We start from the raw sequence: 24,824 nt of genomic DNA on the forward strand, positions 1-24,824 counted from the left end.
CACATAATTCATCACTTCGGCATCACTTTCCCTCTCCTTTTATCAGGTTGTGAGCTTGGTTATGAATCAAATGTCGAGAATTTGCACACTCATCCCATATCTTTCTGATTAGTGGTTATATTTCGGTCAATATTGCGCAAAATCGGACCCTTTACGCGGAAAAGCGAGGTAAATTCCTTTAACCACACAACGCGAAAATGCAGGTTTTAGAGTTATTGTCACTGGCACCAGTTCAAGGATGAAGCAAAAACAATAGTTAGCGCTTTACAAATTACAGGCACCTGTCTCGATTGCCGCGCCAGTGAACTCTGTCATTGTCCCTTAACTAAGCACATCGAGGTTGTTTGGGTGTAAAACGTTGGAGTATACTGGCGCCCTCTAAAGGACTCAGATTGAATGCAATAAAACCAATTATGACTAAAGCACAAAACGTCGACCCAAGTGAAATTAAGAAATTCGAGGACATGGCTTCTCGATGGTGGGATTTAGAAGGCGAGTTTAAGCCGCTTCATCAAATTAACCCACTTCGTTTGAACTATGTACTTGAAAAAGCAAATGGCTTGTTTGGCAAGCGAACACTTGATGTCGGCTGTGGTGGTGGCATTCTTGCTGAAAGCATGGCAAAAGAAGGCGCTATTGTGACGGGGCTTGATATGGGTAAAGAACCATTAGAAGTCGCGCGACTACATGCATTAGAAACAGGCACTCAACTGACCTACATTCAGAGCACAATAGAAGACCACGCTATAGAAAACGCAGGAACTTACGATGTCGTGACTTGTATGGAGATGCTTGAACACGTTCCAGATCCTCTCTCCGTTATCCGCTCTTGTGCTGCGCTAGTCAAACCCGGTGGTCACGTGTTTTTCTCAACTTTGAACCGAAACATTAAGTCGTACTTATTTGCTATTGTCGGTGCTGAGAAGCTTCTTAAGATTGTTCCTGAAGGCACTCATGAGCACGATAAGTTTATCAAGCCAGCCGAAATGATGAAGATGATAGACCAAACTGACCTGACGGAAATGGGCATTACTGGGCTTCATTACAACCCTCTAAATGACAGCTACAAACTCGGTCGTAATGTAGATGTAAACTACATCGTTCATACTAAAAAATACTGAACGCTATTAAGTTAAAAAATGAGTTTTGTGATTGACATTTTTTAAAGAAAATGAATCGGAAGCGGTAGCACAAAGTTGCCGCTTTTTTTGTCTTTTTATGGCTAAAATTCGTGCTCTAGATTCCATTTTGACCAAGCTATTTTTCGTAGATAAAAACGACCAAAGATCAAGGAAAATATTTTTGCATGCGGTTATTTCTAAACCGATCTCGAAACCGTACTTTTAACCATTCAAGTCTGCCCTTTTCTCATCGGTTAGTGTTCACTTACTGATTTTTTTCATTTTGTCAGTTATCCACAAGTCATCCCCGATCTGTACCTTGATAAATCAGTGTAATAGCACTATCTTGTAACCCGCAAACAAATGAACCCCTATATGTTGTGTTTAAGCGACAATATATAGATAGACTTTGATCACAAAGCCGCCGCAAGCTTTACTCATATTGCACATAAACAAACAAAAATACGGCTTTTATCAGTTTTCTTAGGGAAATAAAGCAGAATGAACCAACAACTTACCGTCACCAAGCGTGATGGCCGTAAAGAAAGTATCGATCTGGATAAAATCCACCGCGTTATCACTTGGGCTGCAGAAGGTCTAGATAATGTTTCGGTTTCTCAAGTAGAACTTCGCGCTCACATCCAGTTTTACGACGGCATCACAACGACAGATATTCACGAGACAATCATCAAGTCTGCGGCAGACCTGATCTCTGAAGAGACTCCGGATTATCAATACCTAGCTGCTCGCCTAGCGGTATTCCATCTGCGTAAAAAAGCGTATGGCCAATACGAGCCACCAACGCTTTATGATCACGTGTCTCGCCTCGTCGATATGGGTAAGTACGATCAACATATTCTAGAAGACTACACAAAAGCAGAACTCGACGAACTTGATGCGTACCTCGACCATAAACGCGACCTAAACTTCTCATACGCGGCAGTTAAGCAGCTAGAGGGTAAGTACTTCGTACAGAACCGTGTTACGGGCCAAATTTACGAAAGTGCTCAGTTCTTATACATCCTTGTAGCAGCGTGCTTATTTGCGAAATATCCAAAAGCGACACGTCTTGATTACATCAAACGTTTCTACGATGCGACATCGACATTTAAGATTTCTCTACCTACGCCAATTATGTCTGGCGTGCGTACCCCTACTCGCCAGTTCAGCTCATGTGTTCTGATCGAGTGTGGCGACAGTCTTGATTCTATTAACGCAACAGCAAGCTCAATTGTTCGTTATGTATCTCAGCGCGCTGGTATTGGTATCAACGCAGGTCGTATCCGTGCATTAGGCTCAGAGATTCGCGGTGGTGAAGCATTCCACACTGGTTGTATTCCGTTCTACAAGTACTTCCAAACAGCAGTAAAATGTTGTTCACAAGGTGGTGTACGTGGTGGCGCAGCTACTGTGTTCTACCCAATGTGGCACGGTGAAGCACGCTCACTAATGGTACTTAAGAACAACCGTGGTGTTGAAGAAAACCGTGTTCGTCACATGGACTACGGTGTTCAGTTAAACAAACTGATGTACCAACGTTTAGTTGAAGGCGGCAATATTACGCTATTCTCACCATCTGATGTACCTGGTCTGTACGACGCATTCTTCGAAAACCAAGAAGAGTTTGAGCGTCTATACGTGAAGTACGAGAACGATCCTTCAATCAAGAAGGAAACGGTTAAAGCGATTGAAATGTTCACTCTGCTAATGCAAGAGCGTGCATCAACGGGTCGTATCTACATCCAGAACGTGGACCACTGTAATACTCACAGCCCATTTGATTCTGAAGTCGCTCCAGTTCGTCAGTCGAACCTATGTTTAGAAATCGCACTGCCAACGAAACCATTAACTAACGTTGAAGATGACTCAGGCGAGATCGCACTGTGTACGCTTTCTGCATTCAACTTAGGTGCTATCAAGTCTCTAGATGATTTCGAAGAGCTATCCGATCTTGTTGTTCGTGCGTTAGATGCACTGCTTGATTACCAAGATTACCCTCTACCAGCGGCATACAAATCGACTATGAACCGTCGTACGCTAGGTGTTGGTGTGATTAACTTTGCTTACTACTTAGCGAAGAATGGCGTGAAATACTCTGACGGTAGCGCGAACGGCCTAACTCACCGTACGTTCGAAGCAATGCAGTACTACCTATTGAAAGCATCTGTAGCACTGGCGAAAGAACAAGGTAAGTGTCCTTCATTCGACGAGACGAACTACGCGAAAGGCTTACTGCCGATTGATACGTATAAGAAAGATATCGACCTAATTTGTGACGAAGCGCTGCACTACGACTGGGACAGCCTACGTAAAGAAATTATGGAGCACGGCCTACGTAACTCAACACTGACTGCGCTAATGCCTTCTGAGACTTCTTCTCAGATTTCAAACGCAACTAACGGTATTGAGCCACCACGTGGTTACGTTTCAGTAAAAGCTTCGAAAGACGGTATCCTGAAGCAAGTTGTACCAGAGTTCACAGAACTTAAAGACAGCTATGAACTGCTTTGGAATATCGGTTCGAACGACGGTTATCTACACCTTGTGGGTATTATGCAGAAGTTTGTTGACCAAGCTATCTCTGCTAATACTAACTACGACCCGTCACGTTACGAGACTGGCAAGGTTCCAATGAAGAAACTACTTCAAGACCTGCTAACAGCGTATAAGTTTGGTGTGAAAACGCTTTACTACCACAACACTCGTGATGGCGCGAAAGATGAACAGAAAGACGCTGTTCAACCACAAGATGACGATTGTGCTGGCGGCGGTTGTAAGATTTAATCTTCCCGTACCTAGCGACCCCGTAAAGACAGACTATCGATAACCTCCCCCTTACGGGGAGGTTTAAAAGGAATTGAGGCATTATGGCTTACAGTACTTTTAACCAAAAAAAGAATGACCAATTGAAGGAACCAATGTTCCTAGGTCAATCAGTAAACGTTGCACGTTACGACCAACAAAAGTTTGAGATTTTCGAAAAACTTATCGAGAAACAACTTTCTTTCTTCTGGCGTCCAGAAGAAGTAGACGTATCTAGCGACCGTATCGATTACAACAAACTGCCAGATCACGAGAAGCACATCTTCATCTCTAACTTGAAGTACCAAACGCTTCTTGACTCTATCCAAGGCCGCAGCCCTAACGTGGCACTGCTGCCGCTTGTGTCTCTGCCAGAACTAGAGACTTGGATTGAGACTTGGTCTTTCTCTGAAACGATTCACTCTCGTTCTTACACACACATTATTCGTAACATCGTGAACGACCCTGCTGTAGTGTTTGATGATATCGTTGAGAACGAGCACATTCTGAAGCGTGCAAAAGACATCGCGCACTACTACGACGATTTGATTCAAGCGACGAATGATTACCATCGCTACGGTGAAGGTGAGCATGTCCTTAACGGTGAAACGGTTAAGGTTAGTCTGTACGATCTTAAGAAGAAGCTGTACATCTGTTTGATGTCTGTTAACGCACTAGAAGCTATTCGTTTTTACGTCAGTTTCGCATGTTCTTTCGCTTTCGCAGAACGCGAACTAATGGAAGGTAACGCGAAAATCATCAAGCTGATCGCTCGTGACGAAGCACTTCACTTAAACGGCACGCAGCACATGATCAACCTGCTACGTAACGGTCAAGATGACTTCACTTTCATGCAAATCGCAGAAGAGGCAAAACAGGACTGTTTTGACCTATTCAAAGAAGCGGCTGAGCAAGAAAAAGAGTGGGCAGAGTATCTATTCAAAGATGGCTCTATGATCGGTCTAAACAAAGACATCCTAAGCCAATACGTTGAATACATCACAAATATTCGTATGCAAGCGGTAGGTCTACCAGCAGCGTATCCAAAAGCAACAACCAACCCAATTCCATGGATTAACGCTTGGTTGTCTTCAGATAACGTTCAAGTTGCGCCTCAAGAAGCAGAAATCTCTTCTTACCTTGTGGGTCAAATTGACAATGAAGTTCGCGCAGATGACTTCGAAGGATTCGAGTTGTAATGGCAACACTCAAAATCAACAAACTGATCAGCATTGAATCCAACCCTTCCAATACGATTTTGGAAACAATGGAGCAAGCTGGCCTATTACCAGAATACAACTGCCGTGATGGGCACTGCGGCGCCTGTCGCTGCAAATTGGAGTCTGGTGAAGTGGAGTATGTTGGTTTTGCCATGGCTTACACACAAAGTGATGAAATATTACCTTGTATCTGTAAAGCAAAATCAGATTTGTCACTTAGCGGCGTTAACTACGCGATGAAAGAAAAGCAGCGCGCATAACGTTGACTCGACGGTATAAAATGCAAAAGCCAAGGTAATCACCTTGGCTTTTTTGTCTCTGTTTTTTGTCTCTCAGACTACTGTAGAGAGCTTTGGTTATAAAGCACTGCTCGGGAGGTGCATCTCTTTAACTTTCTCTAAAAATGCATAATGCGCAAACATCGGTTTACGTTCTAGGTAGCGACGCAACAAGTCTAGTGCTGCCGTGCTGATCACTTTAACTTGATCACTGCGCTGATACTTTTTCGAGAGTTTATATAACGCTCCCCACTCGCCTGACGGTGTCGATAAAGCGACGGAAAAAACGCCCTCTTCAATATGGCCAGTGACGAGTGATAAATCCGTCCCACACTTCTCTCGCGTAGCACCAGCCAGAGCAAACGTTTCTGCTAATGGATCTCCGCTGTTGCCCATCGCCTGAGTCAGGCTCGGTAGTACCCAACCATGCCCTAGTTGCTTTTCAGCGTTTTCATCACTGTTTAGCCAGTACGTTAAGTATCCCCTGCTACTTTTTTCGGAGGTCGACACTGTTAGTCCTTTATCGACCAACAACTGGCCGACATTTTCAACCATAGGTAAGTCAATACTAACGGTATTACTCTCAAGGTGTTTATTAATTATCTGTACTAGTTTCAAACGCTGTTCAAGCTGATCTGAAGGACCAAAAAGTTTCACTTCAATAAAAGGCAAGTAAGAGCGATACCCTAGCTCATAGCCTTGAGGAAGTTTTAGCTGATCTAGCTTATCTGAAATACCGGATTCAGACAGACCAAACGTGTAGATTCGGCTACAACATGAACCTTGCACATCGGGAAACACTCTTCTCAGATCGGGAAGAATTTGCGTCTCTGCCATGAGCTTAAATTCACTTGGTACACCCGGTGTGAAATAAAAAATGGCATCATTAATCAGCATTTTGAAACCGCAAGCAGTGCCTATCGGGTTGTCCAATATCTCTGCCGTTTCTGGCAGCATTGCTTGCTTTAAATTACTGTCCGGCATAGGGATGCCACGTCGAGCATACAAACTTTCTAGATGCTGCAACCACTCTTTGAATAGCACCAGTTTACAATCGGCGGCTCTCGCGGCGGCGGCGGCACTCATGTCATCCGTTGTAGGGCCTAAACCACCATTAACAATAACCACATCGTTGTTAAAGCTGAGCATTAAAAACTCTTCAACCAAACTCGATAGGCTATCACCAACCGTTGAGCGCTTTGTTAAGCCAAATCCATGTTGATAAAACAGGCTAGACAACCATGCCGCATTAGTATCAACAATATCACCGTGGAGGACTTCCTCACCAGTACTAAGCATTGCTATTTTCACAACTGACTCCTGAACGTAAGCACAATCCTATTTTCGTTATAGCGCTTATTTTTCTTTTTATTTGGACAAATCTCGCCGAGGTTTGTTGGGACTAAATAAGGGTCAAGTGTTTAAATGATTGATGTTTTGAGGGATAATTACGAGCCCGAACATACACCATTAACTCGGAGACCTTTGTGTCAAAATCATCCATGTTCAAGACGACTCTAACAGGCCTTTGCTTGGCTTCGTCAGCGCTTGCGCAAGCAAGTCACTATGACCTAAGCCGTCATACAGAGTTTTCTTACACACCTGATTGCTTGTCAGGTTACTGCGAAACGACGACTCTGTACACCTTCGAGGCTCAAAATCGCGGTGTTATGTATGAACAGAATAATGATGATTCGCTAAACCTTGACGCAGGGCTTCAGCCTAAACATCTCATCATCCCTCAAGATAAAGACTGGGATTATCTGATGGGTCAAACCTACACCATTCTAGGTCTCAGTATCGCGACCGTAGGCATGATGACTTTTCTTCCAGAAAGTATCACCAAATGGGACGAAGAAGACCGAGACATGAGTAAGTTGGGGCAAAAGTGGAAAGATAATGTCTCTGACGGCCCCGTTTGGGATCGCGATGAACATGTCCTCAACTACATCATGCACCCATATTTTGGCGGCGTTTACTACACGGCAGCACGTCACGCTGGCTATAATGAATTTCAGTCGTTTTTGTACTCCGCAACTATGTCGACGTTCTTTTGGGAGTATGGCGTGGAGGCGTTCGCAGAAGTACCATCTTGGCAGGATATTTTTATCACACCATTCTTTGGTGCTGTTGTTGGTGAAATGATGTTAACGGCTGAGCAAGACATTATTGCAAACGGCGGCGAAGTTATGGGCTCTGAAACCGCAGGTGATGTTTCGCTCTTCTTCTTAAACCCTGTTGGACATATTCATTATTGGGTAACTGATGCATGGGGCGGTAGTGCAGAACTACAATTCAATTCATCACCTTGGTTTGGAAACCAAGATGTTGCAAAATTCGCCATGGACGCAGGCGCAAACTATGACAGTCAATTTTATGGTGTCGAGTTAAAAGTAACCTTCTAATCCTAAGTTGATACTCGGTAAAAAGCAGCCTTACGATGGCTGCTTTTTTGTGCTCTGAACATTGTTTTAATTATTTGCATCACGAATTAGTGTTAAAAATTGACTTTCATCAAACATTACCCGCCCTTAGCACCTACACTAAATAAAAGGATTTATTCCAATAACTTAAGTAGCACGTTTATTCGTACTGCGTCCAAACCTTGATTCCAGGAGGGGACATTATGAACACCGTATTTATTGTTAATTTTGTCGGACAAGCGTCACCCGCCACGATTAAAGAGCTCGCTGCAATCACACACGAAAACGGCGGGAAATGGCTGATCAGCAAAGTAAACTTTATCGAAGACCAAGTTGCAGGTGTCATCAAAGTAGAGCTTCCAAGAGAAAATGCCGACATCGTTAAACAGGCGTTCTCTTCTTGTCAGACTCTTGTTGTTAGGTTCGTCGACTCTGAACCTCATTCATATCGTGAAGACACTATCTTCCAACTTCGTTTAGATGCCAACGATAGAGCGGGTATTGTGAATGAAATTACTCACGTTCTCGATAATCAAGGTATCTCAATTTTAGATATGGATTGTCAGCGTGTATTCATTGCTGGAGGCGGAGGAGTAAGCTCTAGCTTATTCAGCGCTAAAATGGCGATAAAACTACCTAGCGAGCTAGAAATTGAAGACATAGCCAATGAGTTAGAATCTCTGAGTGAAGACACTCGTGTAATTGTAGAAAGCTAACTGCATACCTTTAACGCTTCCCCAATAAAAAGAGCAGCAATTCAGCTGCTCTTTGTCGTTCTAATACTCAATACGTTTTATTTCACTGACCACTGAGACAGTGAACGTTTGAAATCAGAGTAGTCAAATTCATTCAGTTTTTGAATGTCACCATTCGAGCGTTCACAGTAGACCGACGGCATACGTAGACCGTTAAACCAGTTTAGTTTCACCATGGTGTAACCGGCACTATCTAGAATATGCAGACGCTGTCCTATCTCTAGAGGCTGTTCGAAGTTCGCCACGCAGAACTGGTCACCAGCCAAACAAGAGCACGAGCCGATCACATACTCATGTTCACCATTTTCAGATGCTTCAAGGATTGACGCTGGCTCATTGTAGATCAACGTATCTAAGCGGTGAGCTTCTGTGGCTGAATCGACAATCGCCGTCTTCTTTACGTTCTCTACAATATCAACCACTGTTACAACGAGATCAGTGGTCTTAGTAATTATCGCTTCACCCGGCTCTAAATACATTTGTACGCCGTGTTTCTCTGAGAACGCTTTAAGTGCTAACCCCAACTTCTCGATATCGTACCCCGGCCATGTGAAGAACACGCCGCCCCCCATGCTTACCCAGTCCAGCTTATCTAGGTACTCGCCAAACTGAGCTGAAATAGCATCGAGTAAGCCGATAAACGCATCCACGTCTTTGTTCTCACAGTTCATGTGGAACATTACGCCATCAATACCATCAAAAATTTCCGGTTTGATGTGATCAGCCTGAACACCAAGACGAGAGAATTGACGCGCTGGGTTTGCTAAGTCTTGCCCTGCATAGCTCACACCTGGGTTCAGGCGCAAGCCAATCGATGCTTTACCTTCGACAATATGACGATAAGCCGCTAGCTGTGACTGAGAGTTAAAGATCATCTTGTCACAGATGTCCGCCACATCGCGAACGTCATCTTCGCTGTAACCCACACTGTATGCGTGTGTCTCACCACCGAACGTTTCGTAGCCAAGCTTCACTTCAAACGGGCCAGAACTTGTTGTTCCGTCTAGGTAAGGCTTGATGATGTCGAATACACCCCATGTTGAGAAGCACTTCAGTGCTAATACAAGCTTCACACCAGAGATGTCTTTTAGCTGTTTTGCTTTCTCTAGATTCTCAATCAGCTTGTCTTCATTGATCATGAAGTATGGCGTTTTTAGTTCGTTTTGTTGCATTTTGATACCTTACGTCCCTTCGCCTTAGCAAAGACACTATAAAATCGAACAAAGCCGACGCAAGTGCATCGGCTTAAACGTACAAATAAGAGTCGCTAAATTCTTACTTCAATTTATGGATAACAGGTTGTCCTGGCTCCAGTTCTTGAACATGCCAATCTAGACCAATAGATGGCATGGTTTCTAGGAATGGGTCAGGATCTAGCTGCTCCATGTTGAACACGCCTTTGTCTGCCCATTTGCCACGGAAGAACTGCAAAGCAGCAGTGATCGCAGGTACGCCAGTGGTGTATGAGATAGCTTGGTGTTCAACATCTTCGTATGCGACTTCGTGATCAGCGTTGTTGTAAATAAATACACTGCGCTCTTTGCCATCTTTCTTACCTTGAACCCAAGTACCGATACACGTTAGGCCAGTGTAGCCTGGTGCGAGAGATGTTGGATCTGGTAGTAGTGCTTTTAGCACGTGCAAAGGTTGAACAACCGTACCGTCATGAAGCGTTAGTGGATCTGGGCTGAGTAGACCGATGTCGCGCATCACATTGAAGTAGTTTAGGTAACGGTCACCAAAGCCCATCCAGAATTCGATGCGTTTCGCAGGGATGAACTCTTGCATAGATCGAACTTCGTCGTGCGCCATTGAGTACACTTTGTGTGAACCACAATTCGGGAATTCAAACTCAAGCATACGTGAGTGACAAGGTACTTGTTTCCACTCGCCGTTTTCCCAGTAGAACGAATCGCCTTGAATCTCAAGCATGTTCGTTTCTGGATCAAAGTTAGTTGCGAACTTCTTACCGTGGTCGCCTGCGTTTACATCCATTACGTCGATAGTATCGATTTCATCGAACAGATGTTTCACTGCGTATGCGGCAAACACCGATACTACGCCTGGATCGAAACCAGCACCAAGAATACCTGTAATGCCCGCTTCTTCAAACTTCTCACGGTAGCCCCACTGCCAATCGTAAGCTTGAGGTACTTGTTGGCCTTCAGAGCACAAATCAACCGCAACAGATGTATCAAGGTATGACACTTTAGCTTGGTAACATGCTTCCATAATAGACATGTTCACCCAAGGAGGACCTGCGTTGATCACTAAGTCAGGTTGTACTTCTTTAATTAAAGCAACTAAAGAATCTACGTCGTCCGCGTTTACCGCTCGCGCTTCTAATTTCTTAGTTGAATCTTTCAGATTGTTTTTCTTCTGAATCGATTCGATGATTTTCTCACACTTACCTACGGTACGTGATGCGATTGTGATATCACCCAGAACGTCGTTGTTTTGTGCTGCTTTATGTGCAACTACCCAGCCAACGCCGCCTGCACCAATCTGTAGAATTGCCATAGTTTTCCGTTACCTTTGTTAAACTAGCTCTGCCGCTAGCGTATTGATTTTTGAGAGCAAAGATTCAAAGTCCGCCGTCGTCAGACACGGGTTCAAAATCGTAAATTTCAATGCAGTTTTATCGTCGACAATGGTTTCACCCAATACCGCGATACCGCGTGTTAACGCTTCTAAGCGCAACGTTTTGTTCAGTTCATCAAGATCCGCTGATTCATGTGTCGCGCGGAACAGAACCGTAGACAGTGATGGTTCAGCCAACAACTCAAAGTGTTTGTTATCTCGAATCATGTCTGCCACTTCAAGCGTCTGTTCAAGCAAATGATCATACATATCGCCTAGGGCTTTTGGCCCTACGCTTTGCATCGTCATAAACACTTTGAGCGCATCAAAACGCTTAGTTGTCGCAATAGACTTATCCACCAAGTTCGGTAGTTCGTCATGTTCGCGGTTCAAATAGTCTGCATGGTGAAGCAGGAATTTAAAGTTAGACTTGTCATTTACCAATAGCGCACCACAACTGATGGTTTGGTAAAACAGCTTATGGAAGTCTACGCTGATGGAATGTGCACGCTCACAACCTTTCAGACGCGCTTTTTGGCTACTTAGAATCAGAGCTCCACCGTATGCACCGTCGACGTGCATCCACATGTCATGTTTCGCTGCGATATCGGCGATAAAGTCTAAGTCATCAATAGCACCGTGATCCGTTGTACCCGCGGTGCCAACAATGGCAAATGGGATCAAACCTTCTGCTTTGGCCTGATTGAGAACTTCGTCTAACTTAGTGACATCCATCGTTCCATCGGCATTAGCATCGACGGTCATGACCGCTTTTTCACCCAATCCCATCCAAGAGGCTGATTTTTGAACCGTGAAGTGGGATTTTTTCGAACATACAATACGTAGCTTGTCTGCGTATTCAGGAAGGCCAAGCTTTTGAATTGAGTGTGCACTGAGTTTGTCAGCAATCCAATCTCGCGCAAGCATCAAACCCATTTGGTTACTTTGCGTGCCGCCGCTCGTGAAGATACCGTCCGCTTTTTCACCTAACTCATATTTATCGCATAGCCAGTTCACAACTTTCTGTTCAACATAAGTCGCTGATGAAGCTTGATCCCATGAGTCCATCGACTGGTTCAAAGCCGCAATCATTGCCTCTGCCGCAATCGCTGGCATCAACGGTGGAGTATGTAGGTGAGCAATACAATCTGGATGTTGAGTAAAAATTGCGTTTTTCGCGACCAGCTCAGCAGCATCGTCGATAACGGTTTTAAGAGGCGCATTTCCATTATCAAGATCAACGTCGTGAATCGCTGCTTCCAATGCTTTTGGATCCATACCTGAATACGGTGCAGTCACTTGTTCAAACACTGACTTCATTGCCGTAGTAGTGTGATTCATCACCGAAGCAAATTCATTGCTGCCCATCTCTCCAGTGTGGATGAAATGCTTCTTCCATTCATCTTGTGGCTGAGTTTCGATGTGACTACCGCCAGCGGCTAAAATCGCGTCTTCAAATACACGTAAAGCAAAGTCGATTTGCTCAAACGAGATGATAAGAGGAGGAAGGAAACGAATTACTGCGCCTTCGCGTCCACCTTTCTCAACGATCAAGCCACGCTCGAGTGCTGCGCGTTGAATAGAAAGTGTGAGTTCACTATCCGCTTGAGGTTCACCAAATTTATTGAGCTCACCGTCTGGATTTTTAATCTCCACGCCTAGCATCAAACCTTTGCCACGAACCTCTGCGATACAGTTCACACGCTTTTGAATACTTTCAAGGCCGTAGCGCAAGTACTGACCCGCAATATTGGCATGCTCAACAAGGTTATCACGCTGGATAATTTCTAATGCTTTCGCACCAGAGACCATAGCTAGCTGGTTACCACGAAATGTACCTGTGTGCTCGCCCGGCTTCCATGTGTCATGTTGCTTGTTGATAATCAATAGCGACATTGGTAAGCCACCACCAATTGCTTTTGATAAACACAGAATATCTGGAACAATGCCCGACTCTTCGAACGCGAAATTGTAGCCAGTTTTACCAACACCACACTGGATCTCATCGAAGATCAGTAAGATACCGTGTTCATCACAAATACGACGTAACTCTCGTAGCCAGAATGCTGGCGCAGGAACAACACCACCCTCACCTTGCACTGGCTCCACGATAATCGCGGCAGGCTTCATAATGCCTGACTCATCATCGTTTAAAAGACGATCGATATAGCGAATACTTGCTTTCGCACCTTCATCACCGCCAAGCCCAAAAGGACAACGCAGGTTGTATGGGAAAGGCATAAAGTGCACATCCGACATCAAACCAGTTCGACGAGCTTTGGTGCCTAAGTTACCCATCATCCCCATCGTACCATTAGTCATACCATGGTATGCGCCACGGAAGGCAAACATAGTGTTGCGACCGGTAGTCTGTTTCGCGAGCTTGATAGCAGCTTCAACCGCATCAGCTCCAGACGGGCCACAAAATTGGATAACGCTGTTCTCGCTTAACTCTTGAGGAAGAAAAGACTTAACAGATTGAATAAACGTCGTTTTTGCTGATGTTGCAATATCTAGCGTCTGATATGGCAGTCCTGAATCTAATTGTTCTTTCAGCGCTTGGTTTATTTCAGGATGGTTATACCCCAAAGCTAGAGTGCCTGCCCCCGCAAGGCAGTCTAGAAAGATCTGTCCACGCGTATCTTCAACCAAGCACCCAAAGGCTTGTTTAATTGCGATCGGCAAACGACGTGGATAAGAACGTACTTCAGATTCATGCTCAGCCTGATCAATCAATACTTGATCTGGCGTTAAGTCATACGTTCCCTCAACGATAGGAACCTGAGACGAAAAAATGTTTGCGATATTGCTATCGACTTCAAAGGCAGTGCTCATACTACATAATCCCTTGAATTATAATAATTCTGTATCCTGTATTAATAATCATTAGAATGAAATTACAGGAGGTGTGAATACCCCTCCGCATTTGTCAGTGCATAAATGACAAATACAGATCATCCGCCACGATACTCGCGGCTTTATATGTAAAAGGGATTAATCAAGGTTCTGTAATGCACCCGTTTTGTAAAACAGGACATTTCGGCAGTATGAAGCTGATTAGTGTGTGTTTATTCAAAGGTTTCAATGTTGGGTTTCCCATTAATATGCCGCGTTTACAGCATTAGTATCCCGTCTATCGACAAAAGGCTTTGCCGATACCTACCCTACGCAGTGTCACAATCAGCTTGAATGGTCACTACGCGTATCCCCCAGAGATCAAACGTTGTTAATTACGCTCCGAGATTGCGCGCGAATTTATCACAAAATAAAATCTTCTGGCAACGATTTTTCATATTAGTAACAGTGATGTAAATCACAACAAAACATACCCCATTGCAACTCACATGTTCATATTCATGAGCTATGCTTTTCTGCTTCTCTCAAATAGCTGTTATTTAAACAAATATTCTTGAGATATCATCACCTCATCTAACAGAGGTTTAAGGTTGTGCTGCTTAATCGTAAAACATTCCTTTCTATATCCGGAACATTTAAAAAGATAGCATTCTCGTCACAGCTTTGCCTGGATCAAGAGTAGTTATTCTCCACAAGTGATGGTTTAAACATAGACTAGTAGGAATGGCTAAGATGCTTTGCAATGGCAGAATGAACAATCACTTGAGTCAATGAGACAAAGGGTTCGTTACTTAACGAAGCCTGTGACAGAAAAGAAGTTTGAGATTTTCAAAAAATACGAAAAAGGCCTAACATTTTCATGTTAGGCCTTAAATCTGGAGCGACACACGAGGTTCGAACTCGTGACCTCAACCTTGGCAAGGTTGCGCTCTACCAACTGAGCTAGTGTCGCATTTAATATGAGATGGTGCCCCGGGCCGGACTTGAACCGGCACAACGCGAACGTCGAGGGATTTTAAATCCCTTGTGTCTACCAATTCCACCACCAGGGCACACAAATATTCTTTGTGATGCCTTTACAGAAAAGTAAAACACCATCTGATACCGCTAATGCCATATCAATAAAACTTGGAGCGACACACGAGGTTCGAACTCGTGACCTCAACCTTGGCAAGGTTGCGCTCTACCAACTGAGCTAGTGTCGCATTTATTCTCGAAAGCCATTCACTCTCAAAAGAATAATGGAGGCGCCTCCCGGAGTCGAACCGAGGTCCACGGATTTGCAATCCGCTGCATAGCCACTCTGCCAAGGCGCCTCATTTGTGAATAAAGCTAAGCTTTTTCACAACCCTTTTGAGCCGTGCTCTCTTGGGTACGGGATGCATTCTACGGATTCGAGCGATCGAGTCAACACTATTTTTATTTTTTTAAATCGTTTGACTAGAATTTGTGCGAAAGACGATGGATTGCTTAGTTTTAATACTAAAAATCGCTTAAATACACTTGTTTATCATAAAACTTTGGCTACGCCTTACACTGCTGGCCGTGCGTTGCGTGCATTGAAGTATTAATAATCAGAAGACTCGCCTCTCTAAGACTCTCCAAGGACAAAAACAAGACTTAGATCACAAATGGAACTCTATCGAAGCAAAAGCCCCAGATACAAATTGCAAGCATGGCCGTTAACAAGCATTGAAAAGCGAGAGAAGCAAAAAATGCTGTAGATTGCCTTAGATACAAAAAAGCAGGCTACTAAGCCTGCTTTCTAACATCAGAATTTAATGGTGCTCTTCATTCAACAGATCGTCTTTCGCAGCAGCCAAATATTGAATCATTGACCAATATGTCAAGAAAGTTGCCACATACAAGGCCGCAAAGCCTAGCCAAACCATCCATTCATCGTAACGCCATATCAACACCCATAAGGCGAACATTTGCGAAACAGTTTTTACTTTGCCAACCCAAGATACCGCAACACTTGCTCGCTTACCGATTTCAGCCATCCATTCTCGCAATGCTGAGATAATGATTTCTCGCGCAATCATCGTTACCGCAGGAATGGTCACCCAAATTGAATGATAATGTTCCGTGATTAGAATCAATGCCGTTGCCACTAGCACTTTATCAGCGACAGGATCAATAAACGCGCCAAAACGAGAAGTTTGGCCAAGTTTACGGGCCAACATGCCGTCAAGCCAGTCAGTAAAACCCGCTACCCAAAACACCATTGCTGCTGCAAACGGTGCCCATGAATAAGGTAGATAAAAGACAACCACAAAAACAGGGATTAGGAACAGTCTAAGAAGAGACAGAATGTTCGGGATATTCAAACGCATTTTATTATTCTCTTACACATTGCGGCTTAATGTTGCGCGATTTTCCTTATTGTTTCAATGCTTGGAAAATAATTTCTGCTAAAGAGTGACTTATTCCCGGTACTTTGGCGATTTCTTCGACACTTGCACGTTTAAGTTCTTGTAACCCACCCATGTACTTGAGTAACGCCTGACGTCGTTTAGGGCCGATTCCCTCAATCCCTTCGAGTGCACTCGTACGTCTGGTTTTACCTCGCTTAGCACGGTGCCCCGCTATAGCATGGTTATGGCTTTCATCACGAATATGTTGGATAAGATGCAGCGCAGGAGCATCGCTTGGTAAATGAAACTCGTCCCCATCGACTGTAATCAGCGTTTCTAAACCTGGTTTGCGAGTAACGCCTTTTGCAATACCAATCATGATAGGACGCTTTGGCCAATCCCCCCAGTACTGCGAAATGATGTCATGCGCACGATTTAACTGACCTTTACCGCCATCGATAAAGATGATGTCGGGAATTTTCTCTACGTCCAATTGCTTCGAATAACGGCGCTCCAACGCTTGTCCCATTGCTGCGTAATCATCACCACCGGTAATCCCAGTAATGTTGTAGCGACGATACTCTTGCTTAACGGGGCCTTCATTGTTGAACACCACACATGACGCAATCGTGCTTTCCCCCATCGTATGGGAGATATCAAAACATTCCATTCGAGCTATAGACTCCAAATTCAATGTTTCGCGAAGCGCATGAAAACGCTGATTAATCGTCATTTTGTGATTGATTTTGGTGGTAATCGCCGTTAGTGCATTAGTGTTCGAAAGCTTGAGATACCTTGCTCGAGAGCCAGTTGGCGACGTATGAAAATGAACCTTACGGCCTGCCACTTCACTTAACGCTTTCTGTATTGGCGCAATATCTTCTGCCAACTCTTGATTCAAAATAATACGAGAAGGAATTGTACGTGCTTCGTTATGGCTCAAATAGTATTGAGTCAGAAAACTATCGAACACTTCCTGCTGGCTTGTATTTTGTGGGATTTTCGGAAAATGGCTACGGCTACCAAGCACTTTGCCTTGGCGTATCATCAGGATATGGATACACGCGATACCATTCTCCTGAGCAAACCCGAGTACATCCATATCATCCATGCTGTCTTCTGAGACGTACTGCTGCTCTTGAACACGCCTAATCGCTTGGATTTGATCGCGAAATTTAGCGGCATCTTCAAAGCGCAATTGCTGACTAGCAACTTCCATTTTCTCAATCAACTGTTTGAGTACTTGCTGATCTTTGCCTTGCAAAAACATGCGCACAAAGCCAACCAACTCTGCATATTCTTCATCAGAAATGATGGTATTAACGCATGGTCCTGCACAACGACCAATTTGGTACATCAAACATGGGCGCGTTCGGTTGGAATAGACAGTGTCTTCACACTGGCGCACAGGAAATATCTTTTGCAGCAAGTGCAATGTTTCTCTTACTGCACCAGAATCTGGGTAGGGGCCAAAATATTCACCTTTGCGCTTCTTAGCGCCACGGTGGATAGAAAGCCGTGGGTGCTTATGACCGCTAATAAAGATATAAGGGTAAGACTTATCATCTCGCAACAACACATTGTATTTCGGTAAATACTGCTTGATGTAGTTATGCTCTAAGATCAGCGCTTCTGTCTCAGTGTGAGTCACCGTGACGTCTATTTTGGCGATATTACTGACAAGCGCGCGAGTTTTCTCACTGTCTACTTTCTTTCGAAAGTAGCTTGAAAGGCGCTTTTTAAGGTCTTTGGCTTTACCTACGTAGATTACAACAGCGCCGGCGTTGTACATTCTGTAAACGCCGGGCTGATGAGTTACTGTCTTGAGAAAGGAAGCCGAATCGAAGGGAGGATTCACGCTAAAGGGTCTCGGTGTCCAGCATTCCGTGGCGAATCGCTAAGTGAGTTAACTCAACGTCACCATTAATGTCCAATTTACTAAAGAGTCGGTAGCGATAGCTGTTGACTGTCTTTGGACTTAAATTAAGTTGCTCAGAAATATCCGTTACCTTTTGGCCTTTGGTGATCATAAGCATGATCTGCAATTCACGTTCGGATAAGTCTTTAAAAGGGTTCTCAGAGGCTGGAGAAAATTGACTCAATGCCATCTGCTGCGCAATCTCTGGCGAGATGTAACGCTGCCCACTATTAACTACACGAATCGCATTCACCATTTCGTCAGGGCCAGCACCTTTGGTTAAATAACCAGACGCACCTGCCTGCATCACCTTGGTTGGAAACGGGTTTTCTGTATGAACGGTAAGTACGATGATTTTCACATCAGGATTCACGCGAAGAATTTTTTTAGTGGCTTCCAAGCCGCCAATTCCTGGCATGTTCATGTCCATTAAAACGACGTCAGCATGATTACTGCGACACCATTTTACTGCATCTTCACCGCTGTCAGCTTCTCCTGCTACGTTCATTCCACGGACGTCTTCAATAATACGTCGTATCCCTGTGCGAACCAGCTCGTGATCATCTACAAGGAAAACATTTATCAAACTTGTATCTCCACACTTTGTATTGGTTCTGCACCCACATAACCATTATTTGTTAAATGTGGATATCAGTATGACTGCCTATATACTAACGTAATCGACAAAAAATTGCTTTCTATGAATATGTGCTGAAACGCAAACTTTAGCAAGAACTTATTCATAAACCACTCTATTATTTTAGAGCGTGATGAGCAGAACCGAAATCTAAGAAAAGACAATTAACAACATTAAGTACAATAAATCAAGTAACTAGGTTTCATATTGCCCAGAGAAACACGCTATAACTTAAAATGACACTGTCCCTCTTGCACCAAAGACTAACTTGTAATCACTAATTCCAGCAAAAATTTGAGACGCTTTCTTTACTGGTTATTTTCACAGTTCTTAGTGTTAAACTAACGTTCTTCAAGTTTTCTAAGGTTTCTCACATTTGAATATTCAACAAGGCTTCCTGCTAACTCGACAGGCACGAGACATCAAAGGTCAAACTCAAATCGAGCTGTGGCTTTCGACAGAAGCAGGTCCTACTCAGTTACTTATTAATGGTGAGAAGCCAGTCTTTTTCATCGCTCAGAAACACTCAGAGCAAGCAAAGACACTCGCACGAGAAAAAAACATATTCGTCGACATCCGCCTTTTGGATCTCAAAACGTTTGAACATACGCCTCTTGCTGCCTGCTATACCAATGTAACCAAAGACGCTCTCGCACTCAAAGACACATTCGCTCAAAAAGATATCACTACGTATGAAAGTGATATTCGCCTCGCCGATCGCTACCTAATGGAGCGTTTTATCAAAGGCAGTATCGAGTTTACAGGCAATGTGACTCGCACCAATGGCTACCAACGCGTCCAGAGCGCAAAATGCCGTGCGGGGCAATATGAGCCGAAGTTAAACGTTGTCTCGTTAGATCTAGAATGCTCTGAGAAAGGCATTCTTTACTCAATCGGATTAGACAGCGTCATGGATTCCCGCGTTATCATGATCGGAGAACCAGAACCTTCGGAGACACCGATACAGTGGGTTAAGGATGAAAAAGCGCTTCTAGAAGCACTCATCGTTTGGTTTAAACAATTCGACCCCGATGTCATTGTCGGTTGGAACGTCATTGATTTTGACTTTCGTCTGCTACACAAACGAGCAGAATGGCACAACATGAAGCTAATGCTTGGTAGAGCAGACCAAGCCAGCTTTTTCAGAAGTTCATCTCAAAGCCAACAAGGGTTTATCTCCATTCCAGGGCGAGTTGTAATGGACGGTATCGATACGTTAAAAACGGCGACTTATCACTTTCGGTCTTGGTCATTAGAGTCTGTATCTCAAGAACTCTTAGGGGAAGGGAAAGAAATCCACAACGTTCATGACCGCATGGATGAGATCAATCGTATGTACCGCTCCGACAAACCATCGCTGGCTAAATATAATTTACAAGACTGCATGTTAGTGAATAAGATTTTCAATCACACTCACCTGCTCGACTTTGCAATAGAGCGCTCTCGTCTCACTGGTGTCGAACTGGATCGTGTCGGCGGTTCGGTTGCAGCATTCACAAACCTATACATGCCTCAGATACACCGAGCTGGCTACGTTGCTCCGAACCTACACCCTGAAAATTGGATTGCCAGCCCCGGCGGTTACGTGATGGACTCCATCCCTAACCTATATGATTCTGTTTTAGTATTGGATTTTAAGAGTCTATATCCATCGATTATTCGCTCTTTCTTGATTGATCCTATGGGTTTAGTTGAGGGGTTATTGCTCGATATTGGAAAAGAAGAAAATCAGGCTGTACCTGGCTTTCGCGGTGGGCAGTTCCATCGTACGAAACACTTTTTACCAGAAATGATTGAAAAGCTTTGGGCAGCACGTGATGTGGCAAAGAAGAACAATGAAAAAGCTTTTTCTCAGGCAATCAAAATCATCATGAACTCCTTTTATGGCGTACTGGGCTCATCGGGATGTCGTTTCTTTGATACTCGGTTAGCTTCTAGTATTACCATGCGCGGACATGAAATCATGAAGCAAACTAAGGTGCTGATCGAGGAGCAAGGATATCAAGTGATTTACGGCGATACGGATTCCACATTCGTGTCGTTGAATCGACCATACAGTCAAGTAGAAGCTGACGCTGTTGGAAATCAATTAGTTGATTACATCAACTCTTGGTGGCAAGAACACCTGCGTTCTGAGTACAACCTAACATCTATGTTGGAAATCGAGTATGAAACCCATTATCGCAGATTCCTTATGCCAACGATTCGTGGCGCAGAAACTGGCTCGAAAAAGCGCTATGCGGGTTTAATCGGTGAAGGAAAGCAAGAACGGATTGTATTTAAAGGGTTAGAAAGTGCCCGTACTGACTGGACCTCGTTAGCACAGAAATTTCAAAATACACTCTATAGCATGATTTTCCATGGTGAAGATCCAAGCGACTATGTCCGAGAGATGGTTGAGAAAACTAACAACGGTGAATTTGATGAACAGTTGGTGTATCAAAAGCGACTGCGAAGAAAACTGCATGAGTATCAGAAGAACGTCCCGCCACAAGTGCGTGCAGCTCGTTTAGCCGATGAGATAAATGCCAAGCTTGGCCGCCCATTACAGTATCAAAACAAAGGGCGAATTGAATACATTATTACCGTGAACGGCCCTGAACCTTATGAGTACCTCAATAGCCCGATTGATTATCAACATTACATTGATAAACAACTCAAACCCGTTGCGGATGCGATTCTCCCTTTCATTGGGACGGACTTTGACAGGCTTTCAGCGCCACAAATGGGGTTGTTTTAGCCGATACGAAACTCTGTTTTCTGGTACTGTTTGACTAACCAATCACCAAACGCATCAATTAGCCCGATAACAGAACGCTTGGGAATACCCCGGCCAGAAAGTAAAATTTCTAGCCGCTCGATCTCAAGCTGCTTTTCAGGATGATAAGTTAAGAATACCTTGCCACATTGTATAGGGTCATCAAACCAACGTTTATCTCGATACATCACCAAAGAGTATGACGCTCTTAGTAACTTTTTAGCAATCACGCGCTGGGCGGCCACCTGCTCTTCTATCGTCTTCGCTTGTACGATTTTTTTGCGATACACCGTAATCCAATCTTCCACATCCATATTCCAGTGCTTAGCAATTTCCCAACTTGGGACGTAATCACCAAAACAGTCTGCTAGATCATCACCATAAACACAGACACAGCAATGCTTAAGCATAAAGCCCCAAGTGAAAATACTGTCTAAATTAGCCACTTCACTCACTAAGGCTGTACGGACCGATACACCATTAACGTGAGGGTAACTCTGCTGCGCACGCCACTTAATTGTGTTGAGCAAAGTCGCGCGATTGTGCTCAAAGGATGATTGAGTAACGACAACCAGGTCTAAGTTCGACTTCCCAACGATCGCTGTTTTACGAGCAACACTACCGTATACATAAACGCTGTGTAAGTTTTGCCCCAATCCACCTTTGAGACAAGCGGTGACTTCCCTAATTAAAGGCGCAAACTCTGGTTGAAATGGTTGTTTAGGATCGATAAGAGGCAGAGACATGACTTAAAACGTGTTCTCAGATGGTTCAAGAAGTTGGGCTATATGTTCTCTTAGCCGACTCACCGAATCAAGTCCATTCAGGTGTTTAGTCATGGGAGTAACAACAAATTTCTGCAATGAATTTTAATGCTAGGCGGCTAACTTAGCGCTATAATCACCGAGTTTTGCTTAATAAGTATGAATAGGAATATACAATGCCAAAGGCAAGTGAAATCAAAAAAGGCTTCGCAATCGAGTCTAATGGTAAAACTCTTCTAGTTAAAGACATCGAAGTAACGACTCCTGGCGGTCGTGGCGGCGCTAAAATCTACAAAATGCGTTGTACAGATCTAAACACGGGCGCACGTGTAGATGAGCGTTACAAGTCTGATGACGTTGTTGAAACGGTAGAAATGAACAAACGTGCAGTTGTGTACTCATACGCTGACGGCGATGAGCACATCTTCATGGATAACGAAGACTACTCACAATACACATTCAAGCACAATGAAGTTGAAGACGACATGCTGTTCATCAACGAAGATACACAAGGTATCCACATTATCCTTGTTAACGGTGCTGCAGTGGGTATTGAACTACCATCTTCTGTTGAGCTAGTGATTGAAGAAACTGACCCTTCAATCAAAGGTGCTTCTGCATCTGCTCGCACTAAGCCAGCACGCTTCGCTTCAGGTCTTGTCATCCAGGTTCCTGAGTACATTGCAACTGGTGACCGTGTTATCATTAACACAGCTGAACGTAAATACATGAGCCGAGCATAAGCATGTCAGATTTGATTTCTTACGACGACGTCATCGACGCAGCGTACGACATTTTCCTTGAGATGGCTCCAGATAACCTAGAGCCTGCTGACGTGATTCTGTTTACTGCGCAATTTGAAGATCGTGGTGCCGCAGAACTTGTTGAAACCGGTGATGACTGGGTTGAACATGTTGGCTTCGAGATCGACAAAGAAGTATATGCAGAGGTTCGTATCGGCCTAGTAAATGAGGGAAATGACGTTCTTGATGACGTATTTGCTCGTATGCTAATCAGCCGAGACCCTGAACATAAGTTCTGCCATATGCTTTGGAAACGCGATTAACGTTTCTTCATCATGAACAAAGATACCAGCCTAGTGCTGGTATTTTTTTATCTGTTGTTTTCGTCTAGCTGAGATATATGTTTATACAAAGCACCCTGCTCTATATAGGCTTTAGATCCTTTTGTTATGTAACAGATAAGAAAAAGGCTTGCCGAATTGGCAAGCCTTTCTGATGTTTTGCTATCGATTAACGATGCTTGTTGCGTGCGCCTTGGTCACCAGCAGTCTTCTTCGGCTTACGACGAGAAGGGTTGTTGCTGCGACCTTTTGGCGTGTTAACACGCTCTTCATGGCGCTTAACTGCGCGACGAATTTTTTGGCTGCGTGCACGCTCTCGTTTGCGTGACGTATTGTCTTTGTTCAGATCAAGCATGGTTTCTTTCTCTGGACGAAGCTCTACAAGCTCACGCAAGTAGTTTACTTCTTTCAGGTCAAGCTCCATCCAACCGCCACGAGGCAGTTTCTTGTCTAAGAAGATGTCGCCGTAACGAACACGTTTCAGACGGCTAACGGTACACTCTTGCGATTCCCATAGTCGACGAACTTCGCGGTTACGACCTTCGTTGATAACAACGTAAAACGTGTGGTTCATGCCTTCACCACCCGCGTAAACAACATCTTCAAAGCGAGCTAAACCGTCTTCCAGTTCAACACCTTTTACTAGATTACGAACTTTCTGTTCAGTTACTTCACCGAACACACGTACTAGGTATTCACGTTCAACTTGGCGGCTTGGGTGCATTAAGCGGTTCGCCAGTTCACCATCCGTTGTGAAAAGTAGAAGACCAGAAGTGTTCGCATCCAGACGACCAACTGAAATCCAACGAGAGCCACGAATTTTTGGCAGACGATCAAAAACAGTACGACGACCTTCTGGATCGTGACGAGTACACAGTTCACCCTCAGGTTTGTAGTACGCAAGTACACGACAAATCACTTCTTCTTGAATCTTTGCAGAGACAATGTGACCATCGATACGAACTACGCTGCTCTCGTCTTCAAGTCTTTCACCAAGCTTAGCGACTACACCGTTCACGCTAACGCGACCAGATTTAATTAACGATTCAATCTCACGACGAGAACCGTGACCAGCACGTGCTAATACTTTTTGTAACTTTTCGCTCATTTATCTACCTATGTGTCGTCTTCACAGACGTCTAGACCAGGATTGGTCTGCATTTTGCTATTTACCCATTTCAGTGGGATTTTTCGGTCGGACATTATACGTAACTTTCTTAGTTAATGTAAGCTAAATCGGCGCCATTCTCCACACCAAAAATTCAACCTAA

At 44.1% G+C, this 24,824-nt stretch carries 18 protein-coding genes and 4 tRNA genes; 9 read left to right on the plus strand and 13 right to left on the minus strand.

From position 1 onward, the window contains the following. Window positions 1-413 precede the first annotated feature (413 nt). The 4 genes from ubiG to yfaE all read left to right on the plus strand — a co-directional run bounded on the left by ubiG (window position 414) and on the right by yfaE (window position 5,403). On the plus strand, window positions 414-1,121 hold the full coding sequence (gene ubiG, locus R7Q41_RS16875) for a bifunctional 2-polyprenyl-6-hydroxyphenol methylase/3-demethylubiquinol 3-O-methyltransferase UbiG (RefSeq protein WP_017636129.1): 708 nt from the start codon (window positions 414-416) through the stop codon (window positions 1,119-1,121). A 501-nt stretch (window positions 1,122-1,622) separates the two neighbouring features. Continuing rightward, complete coding sequence (gene nrdA, locus R7Q41_RS16880; RefSeq protein ID WP_005376819.1) at window positions 1,623-3,905, plus strand: class 1a ribonucleoside-diphosphate reductase subunit alpha; 2,283 nt, start codon at window positions 1,623-1,625, stop codon at window positions 3,903-3,905. Between the two features lie 83 nt (window positions 3,906-3,988). Next, on the plus strand, window positions 3,989-5,122 hold the full coding sequence (nrdB, locus tag R7Q41_RS16885) for a class Ia ribonucleoside-diphosphate reductase subunit beta (protein ID WP_064368593.1): 1,134 nt from the start codon (window positions 3,989-3,991) through the stop codon (window positions 5,120-5,122). Then, on the plus strand, window positions 5,122-5,403 hold the full coding sequence (yfaE, locus tag R7Q41_RS16890) for a class I ribonucleotide reductase maintenance protein YfaE (RefSeq protein WP_005376817.1): 282 nt from the start codon (window positions 5,122-5,124) through the stop codon (window positions 5,401-5,403). Before nrdB ends, yfaE begins: the two co-directional genes overlap by 1 nt. Before the next feature lie 96 nt (window positions 5,404-5,499). On the opposite strand, the gene R7Q41_RS16895 is transcribed toward yfaE, so the two are convergent. Next, the gene (locus tag R7Q41_RS16895) at window positions 5,500-6,732 is read right to left on the minus strand and encodes a CinA family nicotinamide mononucleotide deamidase-related protein (RefSeq protein ID WP_042522801.1); all 1,233 of its coding nucleotides are present in this window, start codon (window positions 6,730-6,732) and stop codon (window positions 5,500-5,502) included. A 191-nt stretch (window positions 6,733-6,923) separates the two neighbouring features. Here R7Q41_RS16895 and R7Q41_RS16900 point away from each other — a divergent pair, with 191 nt between their 5' ends. Both R7Q41_RS16900 and R7Q41_RS16905 read left to right on the plus strand, forming a co-directional pair. Continuing rightward, window positions 6,924-7,826, plus strand: a complete 903-nt coding sequence (locus tag R7Q41_RS16900) for a DUF3943 domain-containing protein (RefSeq protein ID WP_033905662.1) — start codon at window positions 6,924-6,926, stop codon at window positions 7,824-7,826. A gap of 221 nt (window positions 7,827-8,047) precedes the next feature. Then, window positions 8,048-8,560 (plus strand): glycine cleavage system protein R, encoded by a 513-nt coding sequence (locus tag R7Q41_RS16905; RefSeq protein ID WP_005376814.1) that lies wholly within the window; start codon window positions 8,048-8,050, stop codon window positions 8,558-8,560. Window positions 8,561-8,637: 77 nt separating this feature from the next. Here the strand turns inward: R7Q41_RS16905 and nspC are convergent, their stop codons facing one another. From nspC to uvrY, 10 genes are all read right to left on the minus strand, one after another. Further along, window positions 8,638-9,771: a carboxynorspermidine decarboxylase gene (gene nspC, locus R7Q41_RS16910; protein WP_005386789.1), complete on the minus strand. Its 1,134-nt coding sequence runs from the start codon at window positions 9,769-9,771 to the stop codon at window positions 8,638-8,640. A 103-nt stretch (window positions 9,772-9,874) separates the two neighbouring features. Then, window positions 9,875-11,119, minus strand: coding sequence for a carboxynorspermidine synthase (locus R7Q41_RS16915; protein ID WP_012841628.1), 1,245 nt, complete (start codon window positions 11,117-11,119; stop codon window positions 9,875-9,877). 18 nt (window positions 11,120-11,137) lie between these two features. Continuing rightward, window positions 11,138-14,014 (minus strand): pyridoxal phosphate-dependent class III aminotransferase, encoded by a 2,877-nt coding sequence (locus tag R7Q41_RS16920; RefSeq protein ID WP_318144595.1) that lies wholly within the window; start codon window positions 14,012-14,014, stop codon window positions 11,138-11,140. 897 nt (window positions 14,015-14,911) lie between these two features. After that, a tRNA-Gly gene (locus R7Q41_RS16925) sits at window positions 14,912-14,987 on the minus strand. A gap of 13 nt (window positions 14,988-15,000) precedes the next feature. Further along, a tRNA-Leu gene (locus R7Q41_RS16930) sits at window positions 15,001-15,087 on the minus strand. Between the two features lie 77 nt (window positions 15,088-15,164). Beyond that, window positions 15,165-15,240, minus strand: a tRNA-Gly gene (locus R7Q41_RS16935). A 37-nt stretch (window positions 15,241-15,277) separates the two neighbouring features. Continuing rightward, window positions 15,278-15,351 (minus strand) — tRNA-Cys (locus R7Q41_RS16940). A 462-nt stretch (window positions 15,352-15,813) separates the two neighbouring features. Further along, window positions 15,814-16,371 carry a CDP-diacylglycerol--glycerol-3-phosphate 3-phosphatidyltransferase gene (gene pgsA, locus R7Q41_RS16945; RefSeq protein WP_005394805.1) on the minus strand — a complete coding sequence of 186 codons (558 nt, stop codon included), beginning with the start codon at window positions 16,369-16,371 and terminating at the stop codon, window positions 15,814-15,816. Between the two features lie 46 nt (window positions 16,372-16,417). Beyond that, window positions 16,418-18,250 (minus strand): excinuclease ABC subunit UvrC, encoded by a 1,833-nt coding sequence (gene uvrC, locus R7Q41_RS16950; protein WP_169628535.1) that lies wholly within the window; start codon window positions 18,248-18,250, stop codon window positions 16,418-16,420. 1 nt (window position 18,251) lies between these two features. Next, window positions 18,252-18,896: a UvrY/SirA/GacA family response regulator transcription factor gene (gene uvrY, locus R7Q41_RS16955; RefSeq protein ID WP_005386783.1), complete on the minus strand. Its 645-nt coding sequence runs from the start codon at window positions 18,894-18,896 to the stop codon at window positions 18,252-18,254. 427 nt (window positions 18,897-19,323) lie between these two features. Here uvrY and R7Q41_RS16960 point away from each other — a divergent pair, with 427 nt between their 5' ends. Next, on the plus strand, window positions 19,324-21,687 hold the full coding sequence (locus tag R7Q41_RS16960; protein WP_318144596.1) for a DNA polymerase II: 2,364 nt from the start codon (window positions 19,324-19,326) through the stop codon (window positions 21,685-21,687). Here the strand turns inward: R7Q41_RS16960 and R7Q41_RS16965 are convergent. Beyond that, window positions 21,684-22,451, minus strand: a complete 768-nt coding sequence (locus tag R7Q41_RS16965) for a nucleotidyltransferase (RefSeq protein ID WP_047103288.1) — start codon at window positions 22,449-22,451, stop codon at window positions 21,684-21,686. The two genes, R7Q41_RS16960 and R7Q41_RS16965, sit on opposite strands and share 4 nt — an antisense overlap. A gap of 194 nt (window positions 22,452-22,645) precedes the next feature. Here R7Q41_RS16965 and yeiP point away from each other — a divergent pair, with 194 nt between their 5' ends. Both yeiP and R7Q41_RS16975 read left to right on the plus strand, forming a co-directional pair. Continuing rightward, window positions 22,646-23,212, plus strand: coding sequence for an elongation factor P-like protein YeiP (gene yeiP / locus R7Q41_RS16970; RefSeq protein ID WP_005376801.1), 567 nt, complete (start codon window positions 22,646-22,648; stop codon window positions 23,210-23,212). A 2-nt stretch (window positions 23,213-23,214) separates the two neighbouring features. Next, entirely contained in the window at window positions 23,215-23,535 is a 321-nt protein-coding gene (locus R7Q41_RS16975) for an HI1450 family dsDNA-mimic protein (protein WP_169628533.1), read from the plus strand. Between the two features lie 187 nt (window positions 23,536-23,722). On the opposite strand, the gene rluB is transcribed toward R7Q41_RS16975, so the two are convergent. Then, complete coding sequence (gene rluB, locus R7Q41_RS16980; protein WP_005376798.1) at window positions 23,723-24,661, minus strand: 23S rRNA pseudouridine(2605) synthase RluB; 939 nt, start codon at window positions 24,659-24,661, stop codon at window positions 23,723-23,725. Between the last annotated feature and the right edge of the window lie 163 nt (window positions 24,662-24,824).

This window comes from Vibrio sp. 2096, assembly GCF_033339595.1.
In the GTDB taxonomy this organism is placed as follows: Bacteria; Pseudomonadota; Gammaproteobacteria; order Enterobacterales; family Vibrionaceae; genus Vibrio; species Vibrio alginolyticus.

Coding starts and splice junctions, on each gene's coding strand:
- ubiG (WP_017636129.1), top strand. CDS start 414: ATGACTAAAGCACAAAACGTCGACCCAAGTGAAATTAAGAAATTCGAG.
- nspC (WP_005386789.1), bottom strand. CDS start 9,771: ATGCAACAAAACGAACTAAAAACGCCATACTTCATGATCAATGAAGAC.
- R7Q41_RS16915 (WP_012841628.1), bottom strand. CDS start 11,119: ATGGCAATTCTACAGATTGGTGCAGGCGGCGTTGGCTGGGTAGTTGCA.
- yfaE (WP_005376817.1), top strand. CDS start 5,122: ATGGCAACACTCAAAATCAACAAACTGATCAGCATTGAATCCAACCCT.
- R7Q41_RS16920 (WP_318144595.1), bottom strand. CDS start 14,014: ATGAGCACTGCCTTTGAAGTCGATAGCAATATCGCAAACATTTTTTCG.
- R7Q41_RS16900 (WP_033905662.1), top strand. CDS start 6,924: ATGTTCAAGACGACTCTAACAGGCCTTTGCTTGGCTTCGTCAGCGCTT.
- rluB (WP_005376798.1), bottom strand. CDS start 24,661: ATGAGCGAAAAGTTACAAAAAGTATTAGCACGTGCTGGTCACGGTTCT.
- nrdA (WP_005376819.1), top strand. CDS start 1,623: ATGAACCAACAACTTACCGTCACCAAGCGTGATGGCCGTAAAGAAAGT.
- yeiP (WP_005376801.1), top strand. CDS start 22,646: ATGCCAAAGGCAAGTGAAATCAAAAAAGGCTTCGCAATCGAGTCTAAT.
- R7Q41_RS16965 (WP_047103288.1), bottom strand. CDS start 22,451: ATGTCTCTGCCTCTTATCGATCCTAAACAACCATTTCAACCAGAGTTT.
- nrdB (WP_064368593.1), top strand. CDS start 3,989: ATGGCTTACAGTACTTTTAACCAAAAAAAGAATGACCAATTGAAGGAA.
- R7Q41_RS16905 (WP_005376814.1), top strand. CDS start 8,048: ATGAACACCGTATTTATTGTTAATTTTGTCGGACAAGCGTCACCCGCC.
- pgsA (WP_005394805.1), bottom strand. CDS start 16,371: ATGCGTTTGAATATCCCGAACATTCTGTCTCTTCTTAGACTGTTCCTA.
- R7Q41_RS16975 (WP_169628533.1), top strand. CDS start 23,215: ATGTCAGATTTGATTTCTTACGACGACGTCATCGACGCAGCGTACGAC.